General features: G+C 58.1%; 15 protein-coding genes. 3 read left to right on the forward strand and 12 right to left on the reverse strand.

Translation table 11 applies throughout. The features are described from left to right. The first annotated feature begins 17 nt into the window (after window positions 1–17). The 3 genes from QNI87_RS09070 to QNI87_RS09080 all read left to right on the forward strand — a co-directional run bounded on the left by QNI87_RS09070 (window position 18) and on the right by QNI87_RS09080 (window position 6,118). Window positions 18–3,185, forward strand: a complete 3,168-nt coding sequence (locus QNI87_RS09070; RefSeq protein ID WP_300596097.1) for a glycosyl hydrolase — start codon at window positions 18–20, stop codon at window positions 3,183–3,185. Window positions 3,186–3,612: 427 nt separating this feature from the next. Further along, window positions 3,613–4,803, forward strand: coding sequence for an SGNH/GDSL hydrolase family protein (locus QNI87_RS09075; RefSeq protein WP_300595893.1), 1,191 nt, complete (start codon window positions 3,613–3,615; stop codon window positions 4,801–4,803). Window positions 4,804–5,014: 211 nt separating this feature from the next. After that, window positions 5,015–6,118 (forward strand): GDSL-type esterase/lipase family protein, encoded by a 1,104-nt coding sequence (locus tag QNI87_RS09080; protein ID WP_300595894.1) that lies wholly within the window; start codon window positions 5,015–5,017, stop codon window positions 6,116–6,118. Between the two features lie 258 nt (window positions 6,119–6,376). On the opposite strand, the gene QNI87_RS09085 is transcribed toward QNI87_RS09080, so the two are convergent. From QNI87_RS09085 to QNI87_RS09140, 12 genes are all read right to left on the reverse strand, one after another. Beyond that, window positions 6,377–7,756, reverse strand: a complete 1,380-nt coding sequence (locus QNI87_RS09085) for a hypothetical protein (protein WP_300595895.1) — start codon at window positions 7,754–7,756, stop codon at window positions 6,377–6,379. Next, window positions 7,756–9,594 (reverse strand): carbamoyltransferase, encoded by a 1,839-nt coding sequence (locus QNI87_RS09090; protein WP_300595896.1) that lies wholly within the window; start codon window positions 9,592–9,594, stop codon window positions 7,756–7,758. The genes QNI87_RS09085 and QNI87_RS09090 overlap by 1 nt, the downstream gene beginning before the upstream one ends. A gap of 13 nt (window positions 9,595–9,607) precedes the next feature. Further along, a complete protein-coding gene (locus tag QNI87_RS09095; RefSeq protein WP_300595897.1) occupies window positions 9,608–9,757 on the reverse strand; it encodes a DUF5989 family protein in 150 nt (49 codons plus the stop codon). Window positions 9,758–9,766: 9 nt separating this feature from the next. Then, the gene (locus QNI87_RS09100; protein ID WP_300595898.1) at window positions 9,767–10,204 is read right to left on the reverse strand and encodes an SxtJ family membrane protein; all 438 of its coding nucleotides are present in this window, start codon (window positions 10,202–10,204) and stop codon (window positions 9,767–9,769) included. A 368-nt stretch (window positions 10,205–10,572) separates the two neighbouring features. Beyond that, window positions 10,573–11,133 carry a sugar transferase gene (locus tag QNI87_RS09105; RefSeq protein WP_300595899.1) on the reverse strand — a complete coding sequence of 187 codons (561 nt, stop codon included), beginning with the start codon at window positions 11,131–11,133 and terminating at the stop codon, window positions 10,573–10,575. After that, window positions 11,130–12,053: an NAD(P)-dependent oxidoreductase gene (locus QNI87_RS09110; protein WP_300595900.1), complete on the reverse strand. Its 924-nt coding sequence runs from the start codon at window positions 12,051–12,053 to the stop codon at window positions 11,130–11,132. The genes QNI87_RS09105 and QNI87_RS09110 overlap by 4 nt, the downstream gene beginning before the upstream one ends. Next, window positions 12,053–13,048 carry an ATP-grasp domain-containing protein gene (locus QNI87_RS09115; protein ID WP_300595901.1) on the reverse strand — a complete coding sequence of 332 codons (996 nt, stop codon included), beginning with the start codon at window positions 13,046–13,048 and terminating at the stop codon, window positions 12,053–12,055. The genes QNI87_RS09110 and QNI87_RS09115 overlap by 1 nt, the downstream gene beginning before the upstream one ends. Continuing rightward, the gene (locus tag QNI87_RS09120; protein ID WP_300595902.1) at window positions 13,045–13,770 is read right to left on the reverse strand and encodes a metallophosphoesterase; all 726 of its coding nucleotides are present in this window, start codon (window positions 13,768–13,770) and stop codon (window positions 13,045–13,047) included. Before QNI87_RS09120 ends, QNI87_RS09115 begins: the two co-directional genes overlap by 4 nt. A gap of 17 nt (window positions 13,771–13,787) precedes the next feature. Next, entirely contained in the window at window positions 13,788–16,145 is a 2,358-nt protein-coding gene (locus QNI87_RS09125; RefSeq protein ID WP_300595903.1) for a tyrosine-protein kinase domain-containing protein, read from the reverse strand. 92 nt (window positions 16,146–16,237) lie between these two features. Beyond that, a complete protein-coding gene (locus QNI87_RS09130) occupies window positions 16,238–17,392 on the reverse strand; it encodes a glycosyltransferase family 4 protein (RefSeq protein WP_300595904.1) in 1,155 nt (384 codons plus the stop codon). A 191-nt stretch (window positions 17,393–17,583) separates the two neighbouring features. Next, the gene (locus QNI87_RS09135; protein WP_300595905.1) at window positions 17,584–18,903 is read right to left on the reverse strand and encodes a lipopolysaccharide biosynthesis protein; all 1,320 of its coding nucleotides are present in this window, start codon (window positions 18,901–18,903) and stop codon (window positions 17,584–17,586) included. Window positions 18,904–18,935: 32 nt separating this feature from the next. Continuing rightward, window positions 18,936–20,282, reverse strand: a complete 1,347-nt coding sequence (locus QNI87_RS09140; protein ID WP_300595906.1) for a hypothetical protein — start codon at window positions 20,280–20,282, stop codon at window positions 18,936–18,938. Window positions 20,283–20,547: the final 265 nt, after the last annotated feature.

A 20,547-nucleotide genomic window follows, 5' to 3' on the forward strand; every position in this document is an offset into this window, starting at 1 on the left:
GAACACGCGTGAAACGCATGCTAATTGGGCTGGGCCTAGCGATCTCGTGGGTCGGGACGACCACGTTCGCACAGGACAATCCGAAAGCCAGTGCGGAACCTGCACAGGCTGAGGGAGAGGAGCTTCCCGAAGATGAGCGAGCCTATTTTGCCGCATTGAAATGGCGTAACGTTGGCCCTGAACGGGGGGGAAGATCAATCTCTGGGGCGGGAAGTGTCACCCGTCCCAACGAATACTATTTCGCGTCCGCTGGCGGCGGTGTTTGGAAGACGACCGACGGCGGCACCAGCTGGAAACCTGTGAGCGACGGCCAGATGGACACTGCCGCTCTGGGCGGCATCGCGGTGTGCGAGAGCGATCCGGACACGGTTTACGCGACCACCGGCGAAACGCAGATTCGCGGCAATATTCAGCCAGGCAATGGTGTCTGGAAAACCACTGATGCGGGCAAGACCTGGTCCAATGTTGGCCTCGCCGAAGTCCGAAACTTCTCGCGCGTGCGTATCCATCCCGAGGATTGCGACACCGTCTATGTGGGCGGCTTTGGTCATTACGGCGTCCCGAACGAGGACCGCGGCGTATTCAAGACGAATGACGGGGGCGAAAGTTGGCAAAAGGTTCTCTACCGCGATGAACGCACGGGCGCGGTCGATATTTCGATCGATCCAAACGACCCCGAAACGATTTACGCCGCGCTGTGGGAGGCATACCGGAAACCTTGGAGCATGAGCTCCGGCGGGCCGGGTAGCGGTCTTTTCCGCAGCACCGATGGCGGGCAAAGCTGGGACGACCTCACCCGAGCAGAAGGGATGCCTCAAGAGGGTGTCCTGGGAAAGATCGGCGTGAGCGTCTCGCCGGTCGATGCAAGCCGTGTCTACGCGATTGTCGAACACGAAGAAGCGGGCGGGGTCTATATCTCAGATGATGCCGGTGAAAGCTGGCGCCGGACGAACGACAGCCGATCGATCCGCCAGCGCTCGTTCTACTATTCGCGGCTGGTGGCGGACCCTCAGGAGAAAGACCGGGTTTACATTCTGAACGTCAACTTCTTCCGCTCTGATGACGCCGGCGAAACGCTCGTGAAGATCGACGTGCCGCATGGTGATAATCATGATCTGTGGATCGACCCGACCAACAACAGCCGCATGATCCAGACAAACGACGGCGGCGCGAATGTGTCCCTGAATGCTGGGGAAAGCTGGACCGGTCAGAGGTATCCGACCGCGCAGATGTACCGCGTCTCGGTCAGCAACCACTTTCCCTATTTCGTGTGCGGCGGGCAACAGGACAATTCGACGATTTGCGTCCCCTCACGAGACTGGAACCACGTAGACCGATTGGGCGACCAGTATGGCTTTGCCGCGGGAGGGGGTGAAAGCGGGTATGTTACCAACGATCCGAAAAACCACGACATCTTCTACGCCGGCAGCTATGGCGGCACCCTTACCCGCTTCGACTATTCGACCGGGCAGAACCGCCGGATCAACGTCTATCCCGATAACCCGATGGGCTATTCCGCCGGGGACATTGCCGAGCGCTTTCAGTGGACCTTTCCGATTGTGTTCGACCCGCACGATCCCCAGACGCTTTTCGTCGCCTCGCAGCATGTCTGGCGCACGCGCAATGAGGGGCAGAGCTGGGAGCGCATCAGTCCCGACCTGACCCGCGCGGATCCGATCACCATGGGCCCCTCGGGTGGGCCGATCACGCTCGACCAGACAGGGGTGGAGACTTACGCAACGGTTTTCTCGCTCGCGCCCTCTCGGCTCGAGCGCGGACTGATCTGGGCCGCCTCGGATGATGGCCTTGTGCACATCACGCGCGATGGCGGCGAGGTTTGGACCAACGTTACGCCTCCCGTTCTACCCGTGAACACCAAGATTACGACGATCGAGGATTCTCCGCACGCCGAGGGCACCGCGTTCCTGACCGGACATCGCTTCTTGCTCGGCGACTTCAAGCCTTACGTCCTCAAGACCAGCGACTACGGCGCGAACTGGACGCAAATCGCATCCGGTATTCCGTCAGATGAGATTGCGCGCAGCATCCGCGAGGATCTGGTCCGGCCCGGCCTTTTGTACCTCGGTACCGAGCGCGGGGTGTGGACCTCGTTCAACAGCGGGGAGAAATGGTTCAAATTGCAGCGCAATCTGCCCGCAGTGCAGGTTTCCGACCTGGCGGTGACCGAGCGCGATCTCGTGATCGGAACGCATGGCCGATCATTCTGGATCATGGACAATATCGGCGTGTTGCGACAGCTCGAAGTGGGCGGCGAGCGAGGCCTGCAATTGTTTGAACCCGCCTTCGCGGTGCGGGGCGTCGATGAGGGCGTGGCGATCGACTACTTCCTGCCAACACAGCCGCAAGAACTGAAGCTGGATATCCTAGATTCAGCTGGAGCGCTGATCCGCAGCTTCGAGGGCAAGCTTTCGCGGTCGGAGGACGAGGATAAGAAGAAGAACGAGCCCTACGATCCGAGCCGCAAGGAACCCCCGCCCACAGCGGATATCAAGGCGGGGCTCAACCGTTTCACTTGGGACATGCGTTATCCTGGCTTCACCGAATTCCCCGGGATGGTCCTGTGGACCAGCAGCAACCGCGGCATCATGGCCGTGCCCGGGCAGTATCAGGTGCGGCTGACGGTCGATGGTGAAACGCTGATCCAATCCTTCGAAATTCGGCTGGACCCGCGTGTGACCTTGAACGATCCGAGCGATCCCGAGGCGCGCTTTGAGCTCGCCAGCGCGATCAGCGCGAAGGTAAGCGAAGCGAACGAGGCGGTCCTTCTGATCCGCGGCGTCAAACAACAGGTCGAGGCGCTGGGCGATTTACCGGAAGCCGGGCTTGCGGACGCCGTGACCGCGTTGGTTGAAAACATCGGCGCGATCGAAGGGCGGATCTATCAGGTTCGCAACCAAAGCCGCCAGGATCCACTGAACTACCCGATTATGCTCAACGACAAGCTGGCCGGATTGATCGGTACTGTTGAGGGTGCCGAGGCTCCGCCGACCGATCAGACATACGAGGTGTTTGCCCGGCTCTCTGCCGCGCTCGATACTGAGTTGGCTGCGCTCGAAAACACGCTCGACACCCAGCTACCGGCCTTGAACGCGCGGCTCGTTTCAGCCGGGTTCCAGCCTGTGGTCCGAGCCCCGCTTGAGGCCGTCGAAGCTCCCCCCGATTAGAGCTCTAGGCGATTGGGAAGGGTCGGCCAGGGCGCCGACCGGAAGAGTAGTCTGCAATCACAATGGGGGGTAGCGCACCGCCAGGGCTCGAAGTCCGAAGAGTAGCGCGCGAATGATGCGGCGTTCGGCAGCGTTCCTGACGCTTTGAGCAATCGGTCGGTGCAAGTGTGGCGGCAGGAGCGTCGGTTGAGCGACCATCTTGTGCCAAGCGGAGACTGACGCGTATTTTGCGCTTCAGGGACTTCACCCAATTGGCCCCGGTGGCTATCGTGCAACTACGATGGTTCGAGCAGCCATCGATGGAGCCAAACGTGGGACTACGTGAACAGTGCGAAGGCGCCTTTTGGAGGGGCGCTGTCGAGACCCTTCGAACGAAAGTCGGGTCCGAATAGCCTCTCGATAGGTTCACTTTGGCCTCGTTGGGGAAATGTACGACAGGCGTATCTCGCTTTCTGTTCAAGATCCGGCTTGTGGGGGGATTCTGGTTTTGAAAAACACGGCTCTGGTCGTTGCAAGTCTTCTGTTCAGCTTGGTCCTTGTCGAACTCGGTTTACGCTTGCTTGATCCGCTGAATGTTCAGCCGCACGTCAGCCGATCAATAGCCAATGTGCCGCTGGTCAACGACGAATACTATTTTTGCAAGGGTGGCCCCTCTCAGCTCGTGCCCCATCCGGTCGTTTTTTCGCGCGATACGCCCAACCAATCCTACTTTGAGTTTCGCAACGATCGCGCTTCCTTCTTCGAGATCAACAGCCACGGGTTTCGTGGAAGTTTTGGCGCGGACGAGGGTAGGGGCCGTGTACTTGTTCTGGGAGACTCTTTCACCCGCGGAACGCTGGCCGACGAGACCGAGACAATTCCTGCGCTCTTGTCTGAATGGTCAACCGATAGCCATTTCGTGAATTTGGGGACCGGCGGCCATGGGACCATGCAACACGCTCTGACTTATCGGGAATTCAAGGATAAGATCCCTCACGAAGCCGTTCTGCTTTTCGCTTTTACAGGGAACGATCTGGTAGACAACATCCGCTTCAGCGAATGGCAAAAGGATCCGACGGCGCGCACAACAGAGCCGACGACGTCCCAATGGCTAAAGCAGATGGCCGTGAAGCTCTACATCGGAAAACTCTTGCAGGGCTTTTCAAACTCGGTCTCTCAGGAAAGCAAGTTTGCGTCCGCACCGACAGATAAGGAGCGCGGGTTACTTCTTAATTCTCTGGCGGATTTGTCGCAGGCGGTCGCTGAGAACGGAGCGCGGTTGTTCGTGTTCTCTTTGCCCGAGATCTCGGAATTTGTTGGCAGTGACAAAGCGACCTTTCGTGAAGATCCGGTCGGATATGGCAACGCGGCGCGCGAGCTGATCGAGCAAGCGGCCAAAGCCAATGAGTTCACCTACATTGATTTGAAACCCAGCTTGGTCGAGGCATCCGATCGAATGAAAGTCCCGACCACCGCGCTATTCGGTCAGCCCGATCACCATCTTCAAGAAGTTGCCAATTACGCTTTGGCGCAGACTGTGGCCGATGCGCTCGAGAATGAAGGTGTCACGGACTTTGCTCGTGACGCTCAGTTCATAGACCGGACCCGTTTTGATCCCGCTGCAGTGACGTGCCCTTAGGACAGCGAGACTTGGCCATCGCTTCTCGACTCTTTACCGTTTGACGGGCGGTGCCAAGGTGGGACATGGAAGTTGATAGCGGTGAAATCCGGTGTCAGATTCTTTAGGACCGGGCTCGTCATTTAGTCGGCACGCGACAGCCAGTACGGATGCGGCTCTCCCCGGCAAATCCAAGGCTTCGTGATTGGGGCGCTCTCTGGAGTTTTGGTGCATGTGGAAAAAGCTTCGCACGATTTTCATTATCGTGTTGAACACGGCCTTGTTGTTCGGTGTGCTTGAATTGGGTGTGCGGTTTTTCGCGCCTTCCAAAGTCTCGACGACCTATCTGGAAGGCGGTCCACTCGGCCAGGAAGACGCGGTCCTCGGGCATAAGAACAACCCCAACACGCTTGCCCGCGTCACTGCCCCAGAATTTGAAGTCGAATACTACATCGATGCCGATGGTTTCCGGGGAAGGCCGGGGGCCGAGGCTCGAGCACTCGATCCGGAGGCGAAGACGGTGCTTCTGATCGGAGATTCCTTCACTTTCGGCGCGACCAACGATTACGATGACATCTGGCCAAAGCTCCTTGCGGATCGGTTTGCGCAGGAGCAGCGCTCGGTAAACATCGTCAACGCTGGCGTTCCCGGATACAACACGGCGCAACAGGCGCTGTATCTTGAGCGCCTCTACGAAGATTGCAAACCCGACATCGTGGTGGTGATGTTTCTTCCGAACGATCTCTTCGCGAATGAGCCGATCCGGACGGTCGAAGGAACGGACGTGGCCGTGTCCGATGCCGCAGCGGTAATAAAGGCCGGCCCGGGGAAGCGCTCGACACTGGAATCGGTCGACTTTATCAAGCGCATGATGATGCAAAACGATGCGATGTACGCGTCGCTTTATCTGATGACACCTCGGCGCGAATTCTTTGAAAAGCCGTTCTCCGACCTTGTGCAGTCGAAGGTAGACGTGACGAAGGACCTGCTCGCCCGGATGGGGAATTTCGCCACCAAGAAAGACTTTGATCTGGTGTTCATCTCAGTGCCTCAAGCTTTTCAGGTGCTCTACAAGGCCTCGGGACAAGAGCGTGATTCGGTCGATGCAAGTATGCCGGATACCGTGTTTGGACCCTTTGCGGCTGATCACAATATTCAGTGGGTAGGTACGCTTGATCCTCTCGTGGAGGCATACGCAGCGGACGGTGAGAAGCTCTACTATCGCTATGACGGCCACTTCAACCCGAAAGGCAATCGGGTGGTCACCGACGTAATCTACGAAGCTCTGCTCCCCGCCTTGTCAAAGGGAAGTCCCGAAGCGCAGCCTGGTCTGTGAGCCAGCTGCGCAGGGCGCCGTTTCCACAAAGCGCCTCTTCCCCGACTTAGGGCGCTGACCCGCGCCTTGCAGTACGAGGGGAGAGATCGTCTATCTTCGCGGCGCTCTGGCCCCAGAGCTTGGCCAACTCTCCGATGAGCAGGCCGCCGTGATCGGCTCAGCATGAAACGCCGGCGCGCAGGCTACGCTTGGCGCTAAGACGAGCTTGTTGGCGCGTTATTCGATCTCAGAAGATAGATTATTGGAGGTGGGTGGGAGCTAATCAGACTCAAGCGAAACAAGCTTCGCTTCGAGCGCGTGCGCGGCGGCTTCGGACCCGCTCGGGCTGAAATGGCCATCGGCGGCGTAAAGCCTGCCGGGATCGTCCGATTGGCTAAAAACAGTTGTCAAGTCGACCACTTCGACTTCGTGCTTCGCGGCCGCGTCAAGGACCATTCCACGCAAATCGTCGTAGAGGAAGGACTTGTCCAGCAATCCGCGGTATCTTGCCGCTTGGGGAATGTAGACAAGCACGAATTTGCCTCCCCAGCTTTCGGTCAAGGCTTTCGTCCGTTCGAGCGTCTTTTCGAACACGGGCTGGTCGCGGCTGATTCGGGGGTAATCGAGGCCCATGATCCCCCAGACCTGGTTCAACGCGAAGATGTTTCGCACAAACGAAGACTGTTTCAGCACGAGGGTTGGAGAGATGTCTTCCTTCCACCAGCGATCGATCACTTCCTTTGAACGCTCAACCGTTTCGGTCGAGGGCTTGACCGGCCCGAAATCGGCGCCGGGCTCCAGCGCCTCGGCGAGCCAGGGGGTTGAGGCCTCTCGCGCGAGGTTCTCCCAGTCATTGCCCTCGAAAAACCCCATCACCACCCAGTCGGGTTTGAATTGCTGACCGTAGCGCCCCACGAGGGCAAGCTCGAAGAGCGGCCCTCCGCCGCGCATACCGATACTGGCGGTTTGCGGTCGTCGGTTTCGCATGCGCCCCGCGAATGTGTCGGGCCTTGGTTGGCAATAGCCTTCGACAAAGGAATCGCCGACAATCATGACCTCCAGCGCGGCGTCGTGAACATTGTCATCGTTGTTAAAACCGAAGCGGTCGGCGTTATAATAGAGCGGAGCGCCTTGCTGGGAGCACAGCAGGACTTCTTCGTTGGGAATGCCGCCGAGAAGCGCCTGATCCAGGCGATCGACGTCCAGAACATTCGTCAATCTTTTGCTTGTGTACATCGGTGGAATGCTGGAGCGTCCTCTCGCAATCTCATCGTCTGCGTCTGGCGCGTTGCCGACTGTTGTCGCAAGGCCAATCATAGCCATGACGATTCGCGCGTTGAGAAAGACTTCAACCACCAGCAGGCCGAGCAGTATGGCCGTTGCCGCAAGTCCGATGTTCGAGCTCTTGCGTGGAGAGAGGAAAAGCGAAGCGCCGATAAGCGCGGCTGCAATCGCTCCCGGCGCAGCGATGTAGCGCATGAAGCGCGGAAAGTCCGCCCCGTAAGAGGAAAAGTTGAGCAGAGCGTATCCGGCGACCGCCAAGAAGTAGGCCGCCGGCAACAGGCAAAAAAAACGCGCCAGCGACGCGCTTGGAGAAGGTGGACCCTCCTCCGAAAGGCCTTGGGTAGTGGCCATCTCGGGAGAGCCCGGGCGGCTCATCAGTCGAGCGCGAACTCGTTCTGGTAGTCAAGCGCCAGCTTTGGATCCTGCTGCTCCTTTTTGAGGACGCAATTGCCCACAGCAAGGTGATCCAGACCGGTGCCCATGAAACAGCGGAAAGCGTCTTCCGGCGTGTTTACGATCGGCTCGCCGCGCACGTTGAAGCTGGTGTTGATCAGAACCGGGCAATTGGTGCGCTTCTCGAACGCGTTCAGCAGATCCCAATAGCGCGGGTTTGTCTCCCGATGGACGGTTTGAATGCGAGCAGAATAGTCGACGTGTGTGATCGCGGGAATTTCCGAGCGTACGATATTGAGCTTGTCGATCCCGAAGAGCTTCTGCTCCTCTTCGCTCATCTCCCGCCGGCGATCTTCTGCCACGTCCCCAACAATCAGCATGTACGGACTGTCGCCGCTGTGTTCAAACCAGTCCGACACGCTCTCACGCTTCACCGAAGGGGCAAAGGGGCGGAAGCTCTCGCGGTATTTCACTTTCAGATTGAGTGTCTTCTGCATTGTCGGAGAGCGCGGGTCGCCAAGGATCGAGCGTCCGCCAAGCGCGCGAGGCCCGAACTCCATGCGGCCTTGCATCCAGCCGACTGCCTGACCCTCGGTCAGCGCGTCAGCCGTTTGTTCGATAACCGCCTTTTCATCGAGCGCTTCGAACTTGGCGCCCACCGACCGAAGCCGGTTTTCAATGTCATGTTGTTCAAACGATGGCCCGAGATAGGATCCCGCCATCGTGTCACGTCCATCTTGACGCACCGAGCGCGGCTGGTCCTTGTATTGGTGCCAAACCGACAGCGCAGCCCCGAGCGCGCCACCAGCGTCGCCTGCGGCCGGCTGGATCCAGATGCGATCGAAAACGCCTTCGCGCAAAAGTTTGCCGTTGGCGACGCAGTTCAGAGCGACACCGCCGGCCAAGCACAGATTGCGGTCACCCGTCTCTTTGCGGATCGAGCGTGCCAGACGAAGCACGATAAGTTCGGTAACCTTCTGGATGGATGCCGCCAAATCCATTTCCCGCTGGGTGAGCCGATCTTCGGGCTTGCGCGGCGGTCCACCAAACAACTGATCAAATTTCTTCGATGTCATGGTCAGGCCGCTGACATAGTTGAAGTACTTCTGATCGATGTGGAAAGTGCCGTCCTCATGTACGTGGACGAGATTGTCGAGGATCTTGTCGACAAAGCGCGGCTCGCCATAGGGGGCAAGGCCCATGACCTTGTATTCCCCTGAGTTCACGCGAAAGCCAGTGTAATAGGTGAAGGCCGAATAGAGCAGCCCCAGAGAATGCGGGAAATGCAGTTCCTTGGTGATGTTGAGGCTGTTGCCCGAGCCATGGCCGAGCGACGTCGTACACCATTCCCCCACGCCATCCATGGTCAGGACGGCGGCCGTCTCGAACGGGGAAGGGAAGAACGCGCTCGCTGCGTGAGAGAGGTGATGCTCTGTGAACAGCAGGGACTCGTTCCAGCTATCGGCGCCAGGCACCTTTGATAGCTCTGTCTTCAGCATCTTCTTCTGGAAGAGCTTGTCCTTGATCCAAATGGGAATGGCCATGCGGAAGGACTGGAAGCCGCGAGGCGCGGTGGCGAAGTAGGACTCGAGTAACCGTTCAAATTTCAGAAACGGCTTTTCATAGAAGACCACATGGTCGACCTCAGCCAGAGTGCATCCGGCCTCCGCGAGGCAGTATTCCACCGCGTTATGTGGAAAGCGCGGATCGTGCTTGCGCCTCGTGAAACGCTCTTCCTGAGCCGCGGCGATAATATCGCCGTCTTCGACCAGGGCAGCGGCGCTGTCATGGTAGAAGGCCGAAATGCCTAGTATTCGCATGGGACTTAAGACCTTAGAACAGCGTGTAAATGAAGGGCGCGACCGCGGAACCTTGCGTCAGCACAATGAGCAGGCCGAACAGGAACATGACCGCGACGATAGGTGCGAGCCACAATTTCTTGCGTGCTTTCAGAAAGGACCAGAGCTCTTTTGCAAGTTCCATAACCGTTCCTTAGAATTGGTTTTTCAAGGTTTCGGGCGCCGGGCCCGGAGGATTTCTCTCGATCCAGTATGAGCCTGACCCAGCGGGCCGCTTCATCCGGAGGGCGTCACGACCAAAGATCTTCATGATGAGGCCGATTGGGATGAACAGCACAACAAACATGAGCGCCATCACGATGGGATTGACGATCATCGCCAGAAGCAGGCCGAGCTTCATCCAGCCCTTGTTGAGCAAGCTTAGAAGCTGAGGCTGAACGAGGCCCAAAAGGACCAGAAGGGTGCCTGGGATGACGAAGGCCAGAGTGCTCCATTGGCTTGCATCGAATGCGAACCACCGCACAAGACCAATCGCAACCAGAATACCACCGACGGTCAGGCCGAAGGATCGGTCGGAAGGTCCCGTGATCTCCTGATGGTCTTCAAAGTTATCGTGGGCCGCCTTGGCCATGTTAATCCCCCTGATGTCCTCTCGAAAGCGGCGGTTTGCGTCAGTTCCATCTGCACGCAGGCGCTCGCCCGGCGGATCATTCAAAGCTTCGTTGATAGTGGAAATACGGGTACTTTACGGGGGCAAGAACACCAGAGCCTATTTCGAGGATTGCGCGTCTATGGTGAGGTAACGCTTTAGTATAGCGCGCTGAGTGGGGGTATCTGGCGGGTCGCCAACGCGCCGTTCATAAGCCACTCCGCCGCATTTTGAGGTCGCTCTCAAGACACCTAGTTCGCGTGAATTTTCAATAGGAAGCGCCTTACAAGCGGTTGTCGGTCTCACGTCTGGCGCATCAAAAGATGGCGCTACCCACTTTTTGGACCGGGCTATGTCGTACCGACTTTGACTTTTTCACCCGCGACCATGACGTATATCGTCAAGAGTACGATTTTCGCGTCGAGCAGCGCACTTCTGTTCTGGATGTACCAAAGGTCAAGGTCGACCTTCTGATCAAGCGTGAGAAGCGTATTGCCGCTGACTTGCGACAATCCCGTAAGGCCGGGTTTCACCTGGCAACGTCTGAGGCCCTTTTCATCCAGATCCTCGATGGTTTCAGGAAGAAGCGGGCGCGGCCCGACAAATGCCATCTCACCGCGCACGACATTCACGAGACCAGGCAATTCGTCCAGCCTAGAGCGACGAAGAAAGGTTCCGATGGTGGTCACACGCTCTTCATCGGGCATAAGCTCACCGTGGCTGTCGCGCGTGTCGCGCATGCTCCTGAACTTCAGGAGCTCAAAGGGCTCCTTGTGCTGTCCGGCTCGAAGCTGTCGGAACATGACCGGGCGGCCTTGCGCGAGCGCGCAGGCGACAAACAGGGCGATCAGTAAGGGCGAGAGCGCCAAAAGTGTGAGCAGCGCTGCGGGGCGCGCTATGATGCTGGTCATCGCAAGGGGGCCTTCCTGGCTTCGCTCGGGGTGGGATCAAGCGACAAGCACAGCCTATCGATCACCTTCGCAAGCGGCTGAGCGGCGAAACCTCGCTGCCGCAATCGGCTGCAATCGATTGCCGGGAAGCCCTGATCTTTCGTTTGAGTCTCACCCACACCGCGCAGCTGAGGGCTCTTCTTCAGTCGCTGAGCGATGATATCGACAATCTGCAAAAGAGTGCGCCGCTTTCCAGTCGATATATTGAAATCGCCTTCAAGTTTCTGATCTATAATGATTAAAAGCCCTTGTACCACATCGTCTAACGCGATGAAATCGGCCCCATATTCGGGGTTCGAGAGTGTGACTGGCTCGCCGCAAGATATCTTCGTTGCGAGCCGTGTGACGATATCGTCTCCGGTCGCAACGACCGAGGAAAGGCGCGCAATGGCGCAGTGAATTCCATGAGTCTGGCACTGCTCTCTAGCGTAAGCTTCCTGCGCGGCCTTTGATGTCAGATAGAGGGTGCGCGACAGGGGGCGGATCGGCGTCTCTTCATCGGCAACTTCCACCCTTGGGTCATAGATGTTGGCGCTTGAAGCAACAACCAGACGTTCAACCTGCGCAAGGCCCAAAAGACCGATTAGATACCCTGTCCCCAGCACATTGGTGTTGAAGAGCGCAAGGGCCGCATCATCATCCTTGGGATTGGTATCGATCCGTGCGGCGAGATGAAGGACAACATCGACGCCCTTGAGCGCATCAACCAGTTCCGGAGCAGGACCGCGCTCGTCGAGGTCGACGTGGTGATAGTAAGCAAGGTCATCCATCCCGACAGGGCGCTGGCGGCCAAGCAAGAGCAAGGTGTGGCCAGCGTCGTGCGCCGCCTTCACAAAGGCCCTGCCGACCGTGCCGGAGGCTCCGGTGACAGCTATTCGCATTACGCCGCAGCCTGGTTAGCCTCGGCCAGATCAGTTGGCAGCAATTGCTCCTCAAGAAAGCGAACGACTGTGCCTTTGGTGACCGGTGGTTGAGTGATCGGCGTGCCGTTCAAGAGCTTTTGCAGGACCATATGGACCTCGTTGAAGCCTAGCAGAGCCCGCATAGGGGTAGTGCCCGAGAAGCGCGCGTTGATTTCGAACAACCGGAATTCGCCATCAAGGCCTCGGCGAAACTGCAGGTTGGCCGGTCCGAAAGGCTTGAGGGCCTTGGCCACGCGGCGCACATAGGCATCGCAATCGGGGTAATGGTCGGCATAGGCGCGAAACGTATTTCCATCGCGCAAGTCACGGCGCAAGACGATCGACGCCTCGACGTTGCCGTCGAAGCAGATCACGCCCGCCGTGTATTCTTCGTTGTCGGGGCCAGCCCATTCCTGTACGACGAGACCTTCGCGTCCTCGCGTCGCGGCCGTCAGCTCGTCCTGATCGCGCACCAACTCCACCCCGACCGCGCGGGCACCGACACGTGGTTTCACGACAAGCGGAAAACCGAGTTCTTGAGTGAGGGCTGCGACTTCGTCAGGCCGCTCGGCAGGGACCGAGCGCGGGAAGGGCAAGCCGTTCGCCTCAAGCCACCTCGCGGTTTCCAGTTTGTCATCAGCAGTGCGGATGGTTTCCGGGGGGCTAACTACGATCTTGGTGTCGAAACGCTCCTCCCATTCTGTGCGATTGCGCGCAAAGATATCGAGCTCGACATCTGTGCCGACTAGGACCGCATCGGGACGCTCGTTTTCGAGGATAGCCTCTATTGCGCTGCAATAGTCCTCGCTACTCGCCATCGGCACGAGGTCATGCGAATCCGCCCAGTACAGCCCAGGGGATAGAGGGTTGGGGTCAACAGCGATAACTTGGTATTCGAAGGGGGCCGATTTGAGGGACTTGATTATCCCCTGCCCCAGAACGGCGCCAGCCCCGGTTACGACGATCTTGGTCATTGGTAAAACCTGCAAAGCCTTGATTTGGTATCGGCCGATAGCCCGGCAACCGATTGGATTTTTATCTGGGCCGCCTTGGTGTCGAAATCGATTGGTCGTGTTTCGACCGACACCGCATCGTCCATGACATCCACCATAGTCCAGGACGGTGTCGGATTGGAGTTTGATCGAGGTTGACCGATTGAGTTGACGACGTGGACCTCGATTCCCTTGTCGTCGCGATAGTACTTTGGCCTGTGAAGGTGGCCAAAAACTCCGGCGCGAAAGCCGCGTTCTTTCAGAGTGCTGGCTGCCGCCCGAAGCCGGGGGTCATCGGAGAGATAGGTCCAGTCGCCATAGCCGAACGGGTTCGCGTGGGCGAACAGGACGCCGTCGCATGCCCATTCCTCGATCCACTTCAGGCGATGCGGCCACTCTTCTCCAAGTTCTTGCCAGGTCCACTCGACCGAATCCCGGATCCAGTCAGGAAGCTTGTCGAAATAGCCGGGTCGGCTGTCCCGCAAGTCGATGTACAACTCCTCGTGGTTGCCCCCGATAAGCAACGCCCCGTCCTGGTCAATTGCTTCTAGCGCGAGATCGAGGCAGGCTGCTGGATCAACCCCGTATGTGAACAGATCGCCGAGCAAGATCAGCTGATCAAACGTTTCGTCGCGAGCGGCCTTGAGCGCTTTCTCGAAGGGCGCCGCTGTTGAATGCACGTCGCTGATCACCGCGATACGCATGGCCGTTGCCCGTTTGGTTAGAGAGCGGAGCTCTTATGATAGGATCGACCCCGGAAGAAGCGCACGAATTGCTCTCGCAGCGTTAGCTTTCCTGGGAAGTCGCCTTCGAAGTAGTCCGAGGCTTCGAAGTAGAACTGGATCGAGTCCCCGTATTTTCGGCGAGCGTGCTCGGCGTAGTCGACCTGATTGTAAATACAGCCCGCAACATTGCTTGAACCAAGCAATTCAAGCGTGGCGCGCATCTGTTCGATGGTCGTATCACCCCATTTGGCCACAACAAGGGTATCGTCAGTGTAATCGGTCATGGATCGGGCGTCCCGGACTGCCAAAGTGGCTGGAGCGTTCACCACAACCAGATCAAAACGTGATTTCAATTCAATGACTAGCTGGCGGAACCTCGAAGAACTCAAGACGGCGGCCGGCTCTGCAACCGGTTGCGACGCGCTGAACAGCATGAAGCGCGACAGCATGTCTTCGGCGTTGTCATGAAACGCGAGGTCCATGCTTGTTTCGGCCTCACCGTTGTCTTCCTCGCTCGGCGGAGCGAGCAGAGCGTGGAGATCGACATTTCCTCGCACCAGATCCATGAGCTCTGGTGCGTCAATATCCTTCTGGATTTTCTGAAGGATACCCGAGCGCCTCAGGTCCAGATCGAGGATCACGGCCTTTTTCCCCATAGCGACGGCAGCCGCCGCGATCGTGAGGGCAATCACCGACTTTCCATCTCCCGGCAAAGGAGAGGTGATAAGGACGCTTTGAGACTGGTTCAGCGGCATGAGCGCTCTGGTCTCGGCGTATATCGATCGCGCGACCTCAGCGAATAGCGATTGCGGTTCTCCGAAAACGGGGGATTCGCGCAGCTTGGAGGAGATACCGCCAGACATGTCCGGCAACATGCCAAACACCGGCAGAGCGAAATATTTCCGGATCTGCGCCACCGTCCGCAGCCGATCGTCGAGTACGTCGATCATGAAGGCCACCATTACGGCCAGAATGCCGGCGCCCAGCATGGCTACGATCGTCGTCTTCAGAGGCGAGGGTGAGATGCGTTCCCCGTTCGGAGTGGCAGGTGAGATAATGTTCGAGGAAACCCCTTCGACCAGTTTCTCGGATTGCACTTGCGTGATTTGATCGCCGATCTCGGCGACCGCCGCCGCTGTTGTTTGCGCTTCCCGTTCCAACTCTTGCAAGAGCGGCGTGTTGGCCGCGTTCTGGTAGGCTCTCGATGTCAGGGAAGCCACGACCGACTGAAGCTGGCTTGCGCGCGCGGCGTCGCGCGCGGCATCGGCTTGCGCCATCTGGCGCATTCGGGCCGCTTCGGCATTCGCCTGATCCTGAGCTGCGCGGCGGGCGGCTTCTTCCTCGCGCGCGAGATTTGAGCGAACGTTCTGCAGTTCGCTTTCGACCCGAGCGAGTTCGGGATAGCCACTTCCATACGTCTGTGAGAGTCGGGCGAGTTCTGCGCTGAGTTGCGCCTCTTGACGTTGAAGCTGCTGCACAGCTGCGGAGGTCGCTCCGGCCGTTGAATTGATACTCGCGGCGCTCGCGATACCCGCGCTCTGCGCTGCCGAGCCCGAACCCATCGCGCTTGCCGATGCAGCTTCACTCGCGATCCGGTTTATCTGCGCAAGGTCTTCGGCGCCGCCAGCGCCGACCAGCATCCGGTTCTTTACACGAAACTCGGCCAGCTCTTCGGCTGCTTCCACCGCGCGTTGCATGCGAGCGTCGCGTTCCGTGCTCAACTCTGCAAGGAGCTCCTCGCGCCGTCCGGCGTCGCGCGCGCGCTTTAGATCACGAACCGCTTCGGGAAAGGAGTTCGCAATTCGCGCCGCAAGCTCGGGCGAACGAGAGATGGCGGCCAGTTCGATCAGGTCCGAACCATCTTCGGACTCGACACGAGTCATATCAAGCACGGTTGAAATCGCGGCGGTCATCCGCTTGCTTTCATCGCCACCAGGCGCGCCGCCCATTTCATCAAGAAAATCAGGATCGTTCAGAAGGCCGAGGCTCTCGACGACCATCTGAGCCGAATTGCGCGAGCGATAGAGCTTGCTTTCGTTGGCAAGACGTTGCGAATTGCGGGCAAGCACGTCGGCTTGGTTTGTTCCCGTTTCATCGATGAGCTCAACTTTGATATTGGCGGTGGACCGATAAAGACTGGGCGATGTCAATTGCCACACCAGAGTTCCAAGTGTTACGAGTGCGATGATGGACAGCACCAGAACTTTGTGGCGCTCGAACGTGCGAATGAGGTCCACAAGCCCGAATTGATCTGATGAAGGCTCCGCCTCGACCGGCTGATAACGGGGGGTTAGCGGCGCCGGCCGCTGAGTGGGGAAGCCCTCTCTCGACTGATCAAGGGCAATATCGTTCACCGCTGTTCTCCGTTGCTTGCCGTGTTTCCGGTGCTGAAACCACGAGATTTTGTGGCATGGTAATAGAGCAAGGTAAGTCTGGCCGTAAAAGGCTATTGCGGAGTGCTGGGCTCTCTTTCGGCTACCTCTTTTGGTGGATACCATGAGCGGTCGCGATTCTGATCGGCCAATTCTTTGTAAAGGATCCGATGTTTCGAGGCTGTTCGATCGATCGAGAACTCGCGGCTTTTCTCAAGAGAACCAACTGAGAGCTTTCGATGTAAATCGGGATCCTCGAGTACTTCGCAAACGCTTTGTGCGATGGCGTTGGCGTCACCAAGGGGCGGTTTTTTGCCGTTTTCGTTGTCGTGAACCAATTCGCGGTTCCCAGGGACATCAGTTGCCACAATTGGCAATCCACTCGCCATTGCCTCAAGAAGGGTCAGGGGCATCCCTTCGAACAGAGAGACATTCAGATAGAGGTCACTTTCCTGCATCAGCTTCGGGACATCTGACCTCTCGCCGAGAAATTCGACAATATCATCAAGGGCTCGCTCTTTTGTCTGCGCCCTCAACTTTTGAAGATCGGCACCACCTCCTGCGATTCGGAAGACGGGCAGCGGGTCGATTGATCGAGCGGCTTTGAGCGCCGACGCGACATCAAGGATCAGTCTGTAATTCTTCTGCTCGCTGATGGTCCCGACGGACAGGATCGATTTTACCCCTTGTGCCAGGGTGCGGGGCACCCCCGCGGTGAACGATCGGTTCGCAGCGTTTGGAATGCGGACAATTTTGCCGCTGGCATGGCGGCGCAGTATCTCCTCAACTTCCGCGCCGATGGCCACATATCCTTGGGTCATCTGATCGAACACTTTGAAGAGCCAAGTTGGAAAAGGAATGTGTGTGTTGTGGTGGGTGAGCACCGTGGGTATTGCGCGCAGTCCGATTGTCGCCATGGGCAGTGCGCGAACGGTGTGGCAATGGATGATATCGGGTTCGAACCCGCGCAGCGCTGCGCGCAGTTTTATGGCCCCCATCAGGGGGTTGCGGCGTGACGAAAGCCCCAGCGAGAGGAAATCCGCTCCTACGGAACGGATCTGCTCTGCCATCCGCGCCTCGGTTTCGGCGGAATTGCCAACAGTTTCCGCGTCGCAGAGCGCGACGACAAGCGCTCGATCGCCTAGCCTTGCGAACTCAGCCGATAAGGCGGAAACCAAGACCTCGGCGCCGCCGGTTGTAAGACTGTTGATGATTGAGCAAACGCGCATCGACTGCTCCTCCCGTTCAAACTAAAGAGCCCACCGCAACAGCGGACCCAGATCTGGTAACGCGGGGTGGACTGAAGAGGGCCGTAGACCAAACCGCTGATAGAACGCGTCCAAGCGCAACACATTGCCAACGACGGGGCCCAGGCTGTGCTTAGCCAGACTTGACCATTGCTCCTGTGTCTCGGGGAGCGTCATGCTGGCGCCTCTCGTCTTTCGTAGGTCCCGTAGGCAGACCGGAAGGTAATCTCGAGCGCAATAAACGTCACGGCTGAGAAGGCGATATGCGCGTAGTTGGCGCCGATGGCCCCGGCATCAGGTATGAGGATGTACGCTGTTGCGAAGAAGGCGAGTGTCGCGATCGCGGAGATGATCAGAACAGTTCCTGGCCGGTTCATGGCGAGCATTGTCGAGCGTGCTGGCGCTCCGACGAGGATCAAGGTAACGGCGATGAGCTGTGTCAGCAGTAGTGGATAGACGGTGCTGAACTCATCTCCAAACAGCCACTCAACCCCCAGCGCGCCCGCCGCCCATGTAACAAAGACAATCGCCAGTCCAATCGATATCAGAGCCAATTGGACCTTGGTTTTCACCGTGCGGACCGTGTCGAAGTTCTTTCTCGCCCACATACGAGAGAGGTCGGGATAGATCACCGCCTGAACATGCTGGCCAATCTGCTGGGCAACCTTCGCGAAGCGCTTGGCAATGTGATAGAAACCGGCCGAAGTCGGGCCCGCAAGCGCCCCGACCATCAAAGTGTCCGCTTCCTGGGTCAACGTGCGCAAAGCGCTCGACGCGTTCGTGGACCACGCAAATCTCATAAACTCAGGAAATTGTTGCAGAATTCCGCTTGTTCCCGCGCTTATGGGATTGGCGACGCCAAGGCTATTCAACGCGCGTGCTGCCAGAACGGCGAACACGACAACGTCGATCAGCTGCGCAAGCGTCCACACGGCCAGAAAAACCGCCAGTTCGGCTCCCAGAGACCAAGCGAGCGCCGCGAGCGCGAGGCGCAAGGTGGCTGAGAAAAGACCAAAATAGGCGAGCAGTCTAAACTGTCCGGCCATGCGCAGCGCTGCTGTCGGAACTCCGCGGATGTTGAACGCGATCGCTGGGGCAAATATCGCCAGCAAGACGAAGTGTGATGGGTCGAGCCCGATGAAGGGAAGAAGAAAGTATCCTCCGACTAGCATCAAGGCGGCGGCAAACCATGCGCAGGCGAAATCAAGCATCAAACCGAGTAGAAACAGCCGGCCCAGTTTTTCGGGGTCATCCTCAGTATCAGTCTGGGTGCCGAAACGAATAAGGGCTTGCCAACTCTCAAAGCGAATGAGGCGCTCGCAAATTCGGCCAACTGTGAGCACGAGAGCAAGGATACCATACGCCTCGGGACCAAGCGCCCGGGCGGCGACAACCGTGCTGAGGGCCATCATCGCCGCGACCGCCATGCTCCCGCTCATGAGGTGCGCGATGCTTGCGAGCCGGGAGCGTAGGATTGTGTTTCCGCTTTCCACTGCAGATCGTCCTCAGGCCTGACTTGCCGCGATCACTGCCACGTGTCCCGCCAGATGCGATTGGATGCCGCGTGAACGGCGAAACATGCGCTCATTGCCAGCAGGACCGGCAGGATCCACGCCCTCGTGTACATGTGAGGGATGGCAAAGGTGTAGACATTGAAGACCGCGACGACCGCCAAGATCATCGCTCCATCAGTGCGGTTTCGCGAAATCGCGACCATCGCCGCCACGATCATCGTCAACACGATGAGCAATAGGCCGATGAAGGCCAAAACGCCGCCTTCATTCCAGATGAGCAGATGGGTCTCATGCACCGGCGCTCCGTGTGAGCTGACCACGCGGAACTGGTCGACGCCAAGACCCACGATGATGTTGTCATCCGTCATTTGCCAAGCTTCTGCAATTAGGTCTGAGCGGTCGCTGAATGTGCCAGCCTGATTGAGATTGCCCGTCGACAAGGCAGCAAAAACCCGCTCCTCAAACGCCGAGGGAAGAGGGAGACCGGAAACAAGGTACAACGATGAAGCGATCACGGCGACGACCGAAGCTCTCAGGAATGTCCCCAGGCCCGAAACCGCAATGTAGATCCCCACGCTGGCCACTGAGGCGCAGAAACCGGTGAACGAGCCGCTAGCAAGCAAGCCCCAGACGAGCAGAGCGCCACAAAGAATGCCGATGCCCAGTGGAATGATACCGCGACGAAGGCAGTACAAAAGCATCGGGAGCGCGAAAGCAATCATAGCGCCGTTCGCATTGGGTTCCCCCGACATTGCGCCAACTCTGCCATTGCCGGTCACAAAGTCGGGGCCGAGAAATTCCTTCGTCACAGAGTATTCGAGGAGCAGGCTGGCAGAGATTCCGATCAACTGAGATACCGCGATCCCAATTACGAACAGCGCAGGCAGCGTCCGCGTGAGCGAATTTTGTTGGCCCATCAAAAGCATGGGCAGGAGAAGGAACGCGAACAGGTACTGGGCTCCAACAATCAGCCACCGATCGACGCTGCCGCTATCGACAGAGCCTATCAGCAGTCCCAGAAGCATCAAACCCAGACCAAGCAGCCAGAAAACCGTCAGTTTCTCGAATGGTCGGGCGTTGACATCGCCTCGCAGAAGCATGGTGACCATGACTACCGATAGAACGACATCGCTCACGGTCAGATTTATCTGCGGCAGCTTGAAGAGCGACCAGCCGCAAAAGAAAATGGCGATCATCAACGCGGCTCTTACGAACCGCGGCGTGGGTCTGGCGCGATCACCGATGCCATTCAGGGGCTCATTGCCGACAGCGCTCTGCGCCCAGGCTTGGCCGGCGAGCGATGGGTCTTGCAAGGTTGCCGCATCCGACACGTCGTGGAGATTGGTTTGATCGCTCATTCTAGTTGCACCCTGCAAGAAGGGTGGCGTCTCGACAACGGTTTATCAGTCCAGTTTCCTGCGCATTGGGGCTATAATGTGCCCACAGGAATGAGTGGACGGGATATACCAAAGATAGCTTGCTCGGTGTTCTCCCCTCTGCAACGCTTTGACACTCTATACGAGAACGTTGGAAACCGCTGGGGAAGCTGTCTTCGAAATCTTTTTCCTGAAACAGCGTAACAGCAACAAGGCTATCAGCACCGGCACATCCCGCCCGCTCGTT

Source organism: Erythrobacter sp. (assembly GCF_030066995.1).
Taxonomy (GTDB): Bacteria; Pseudomonadota; Alphaproteobacteria; order Sphingomonadales; family Sphingomonadaceae; genus Erythrobacter.

What these genes read in the sequence shown, in the direction of transcription:
- QNI87_RS09070 (WP_300596097.1), top strand. Translation starts at nt 18, where the DNA reads ATGCTAATTGGGCTGGGCCTAGCGATCTCGTGGGTCGGGACGACCACG.
- QNI87_RS09075 (WP_300595893.1), top strand. Translation starts at nt 3,613, where the DNA reads ATGTACGACAGGCGTATCTCGCTTTCTGTTCAAGATCCGGCTTGTGGG.
- QNI87_RS09080 (WP_300595894.1), top strand. Translation starts at nt 5,015, where the DNA reads ATGTGGAAAAAGCTTCGCACGATTTTCATTATCGTGTTGAACACGGCC.
- QNI87_RS09085 (WP_300595895.1), bottom strand. Translation starts at nt 7,756, where the DNA reads ATGAGCCGCCCGGGCTCTCCCGAGATGGCCACTACCCAAGGCCTTTCG.
- QNI87_RS09090 (WP_300595896.1), bottom strand. Translation starts at nt 9,594, where the DNA reads ATGCGAATACTAGGCATTTCGGCCTTCTACCATGACAGCGCCGCTGCC.
- QNI87_RS09095 (WP_300595897.1), bottom strand. Translation starts at nt 9,757, where the DNA reads ATGGAACTTGCAAAAGAGCTCTGGTCCTTTCTGAAAGCACGCAAGAAA.
- QNI87_RS09100 (WP_300595898.1), bottom strand. Translation starts at nt 10,204, where the DNA reads ATGGCCAAGGCGGCCCACGATAACTTTGAAGACCATCAGGAGATCACG.
- QNI87_RS09105 (WP_300595899.1), bottom strand. Translation starts at nt 11,133, where the DNA reads ATGACCAGCATCATAGCGCGCCCCGCAGCGCTGCTCACACTTTTGGCG.
- QNI87_RS09110 (WP_300595900.1), bottom strand. Translation starts at nt 12,053, where the DNA reads ATGCGAATAGCTGTCACCGGAGCCTCCGGCACGGTCGGCAGGGCCTTT.
- QNI87_RS09115 (WP_300595901.1), bottom strand. Translation starts at nt 13,048, where the DNA reads ATGACCAAGATCGTCGTAACCGGGGCTGGCGCCGTTCTGGGGCAGGGG.
- QNI87_RS09120 (WP_300595902.1), bottom strand. Translation starts at nt 13,770, where the DNA reads ATGCGTATCGCGGTGATCAGCGACGTGCATTCAACAGCGGCGCCCTTC.
- QNI87_RS09130 (WP_300595904.1), bottom strand. Translation starts at nt 17,392, where the DNA reads ATGCGCGTTTGCTCAATCATCAACAGTCTTACAACCGGCGGCGCCGAG.
- QNI87_RS09140 (WP_300595906.1), bottom strand. Translation starts at nt 20,282, where the DNA reads ATGAGCGATCAAACCAATCTCCACGACGTGTCGGATGCGGCAACCTTG.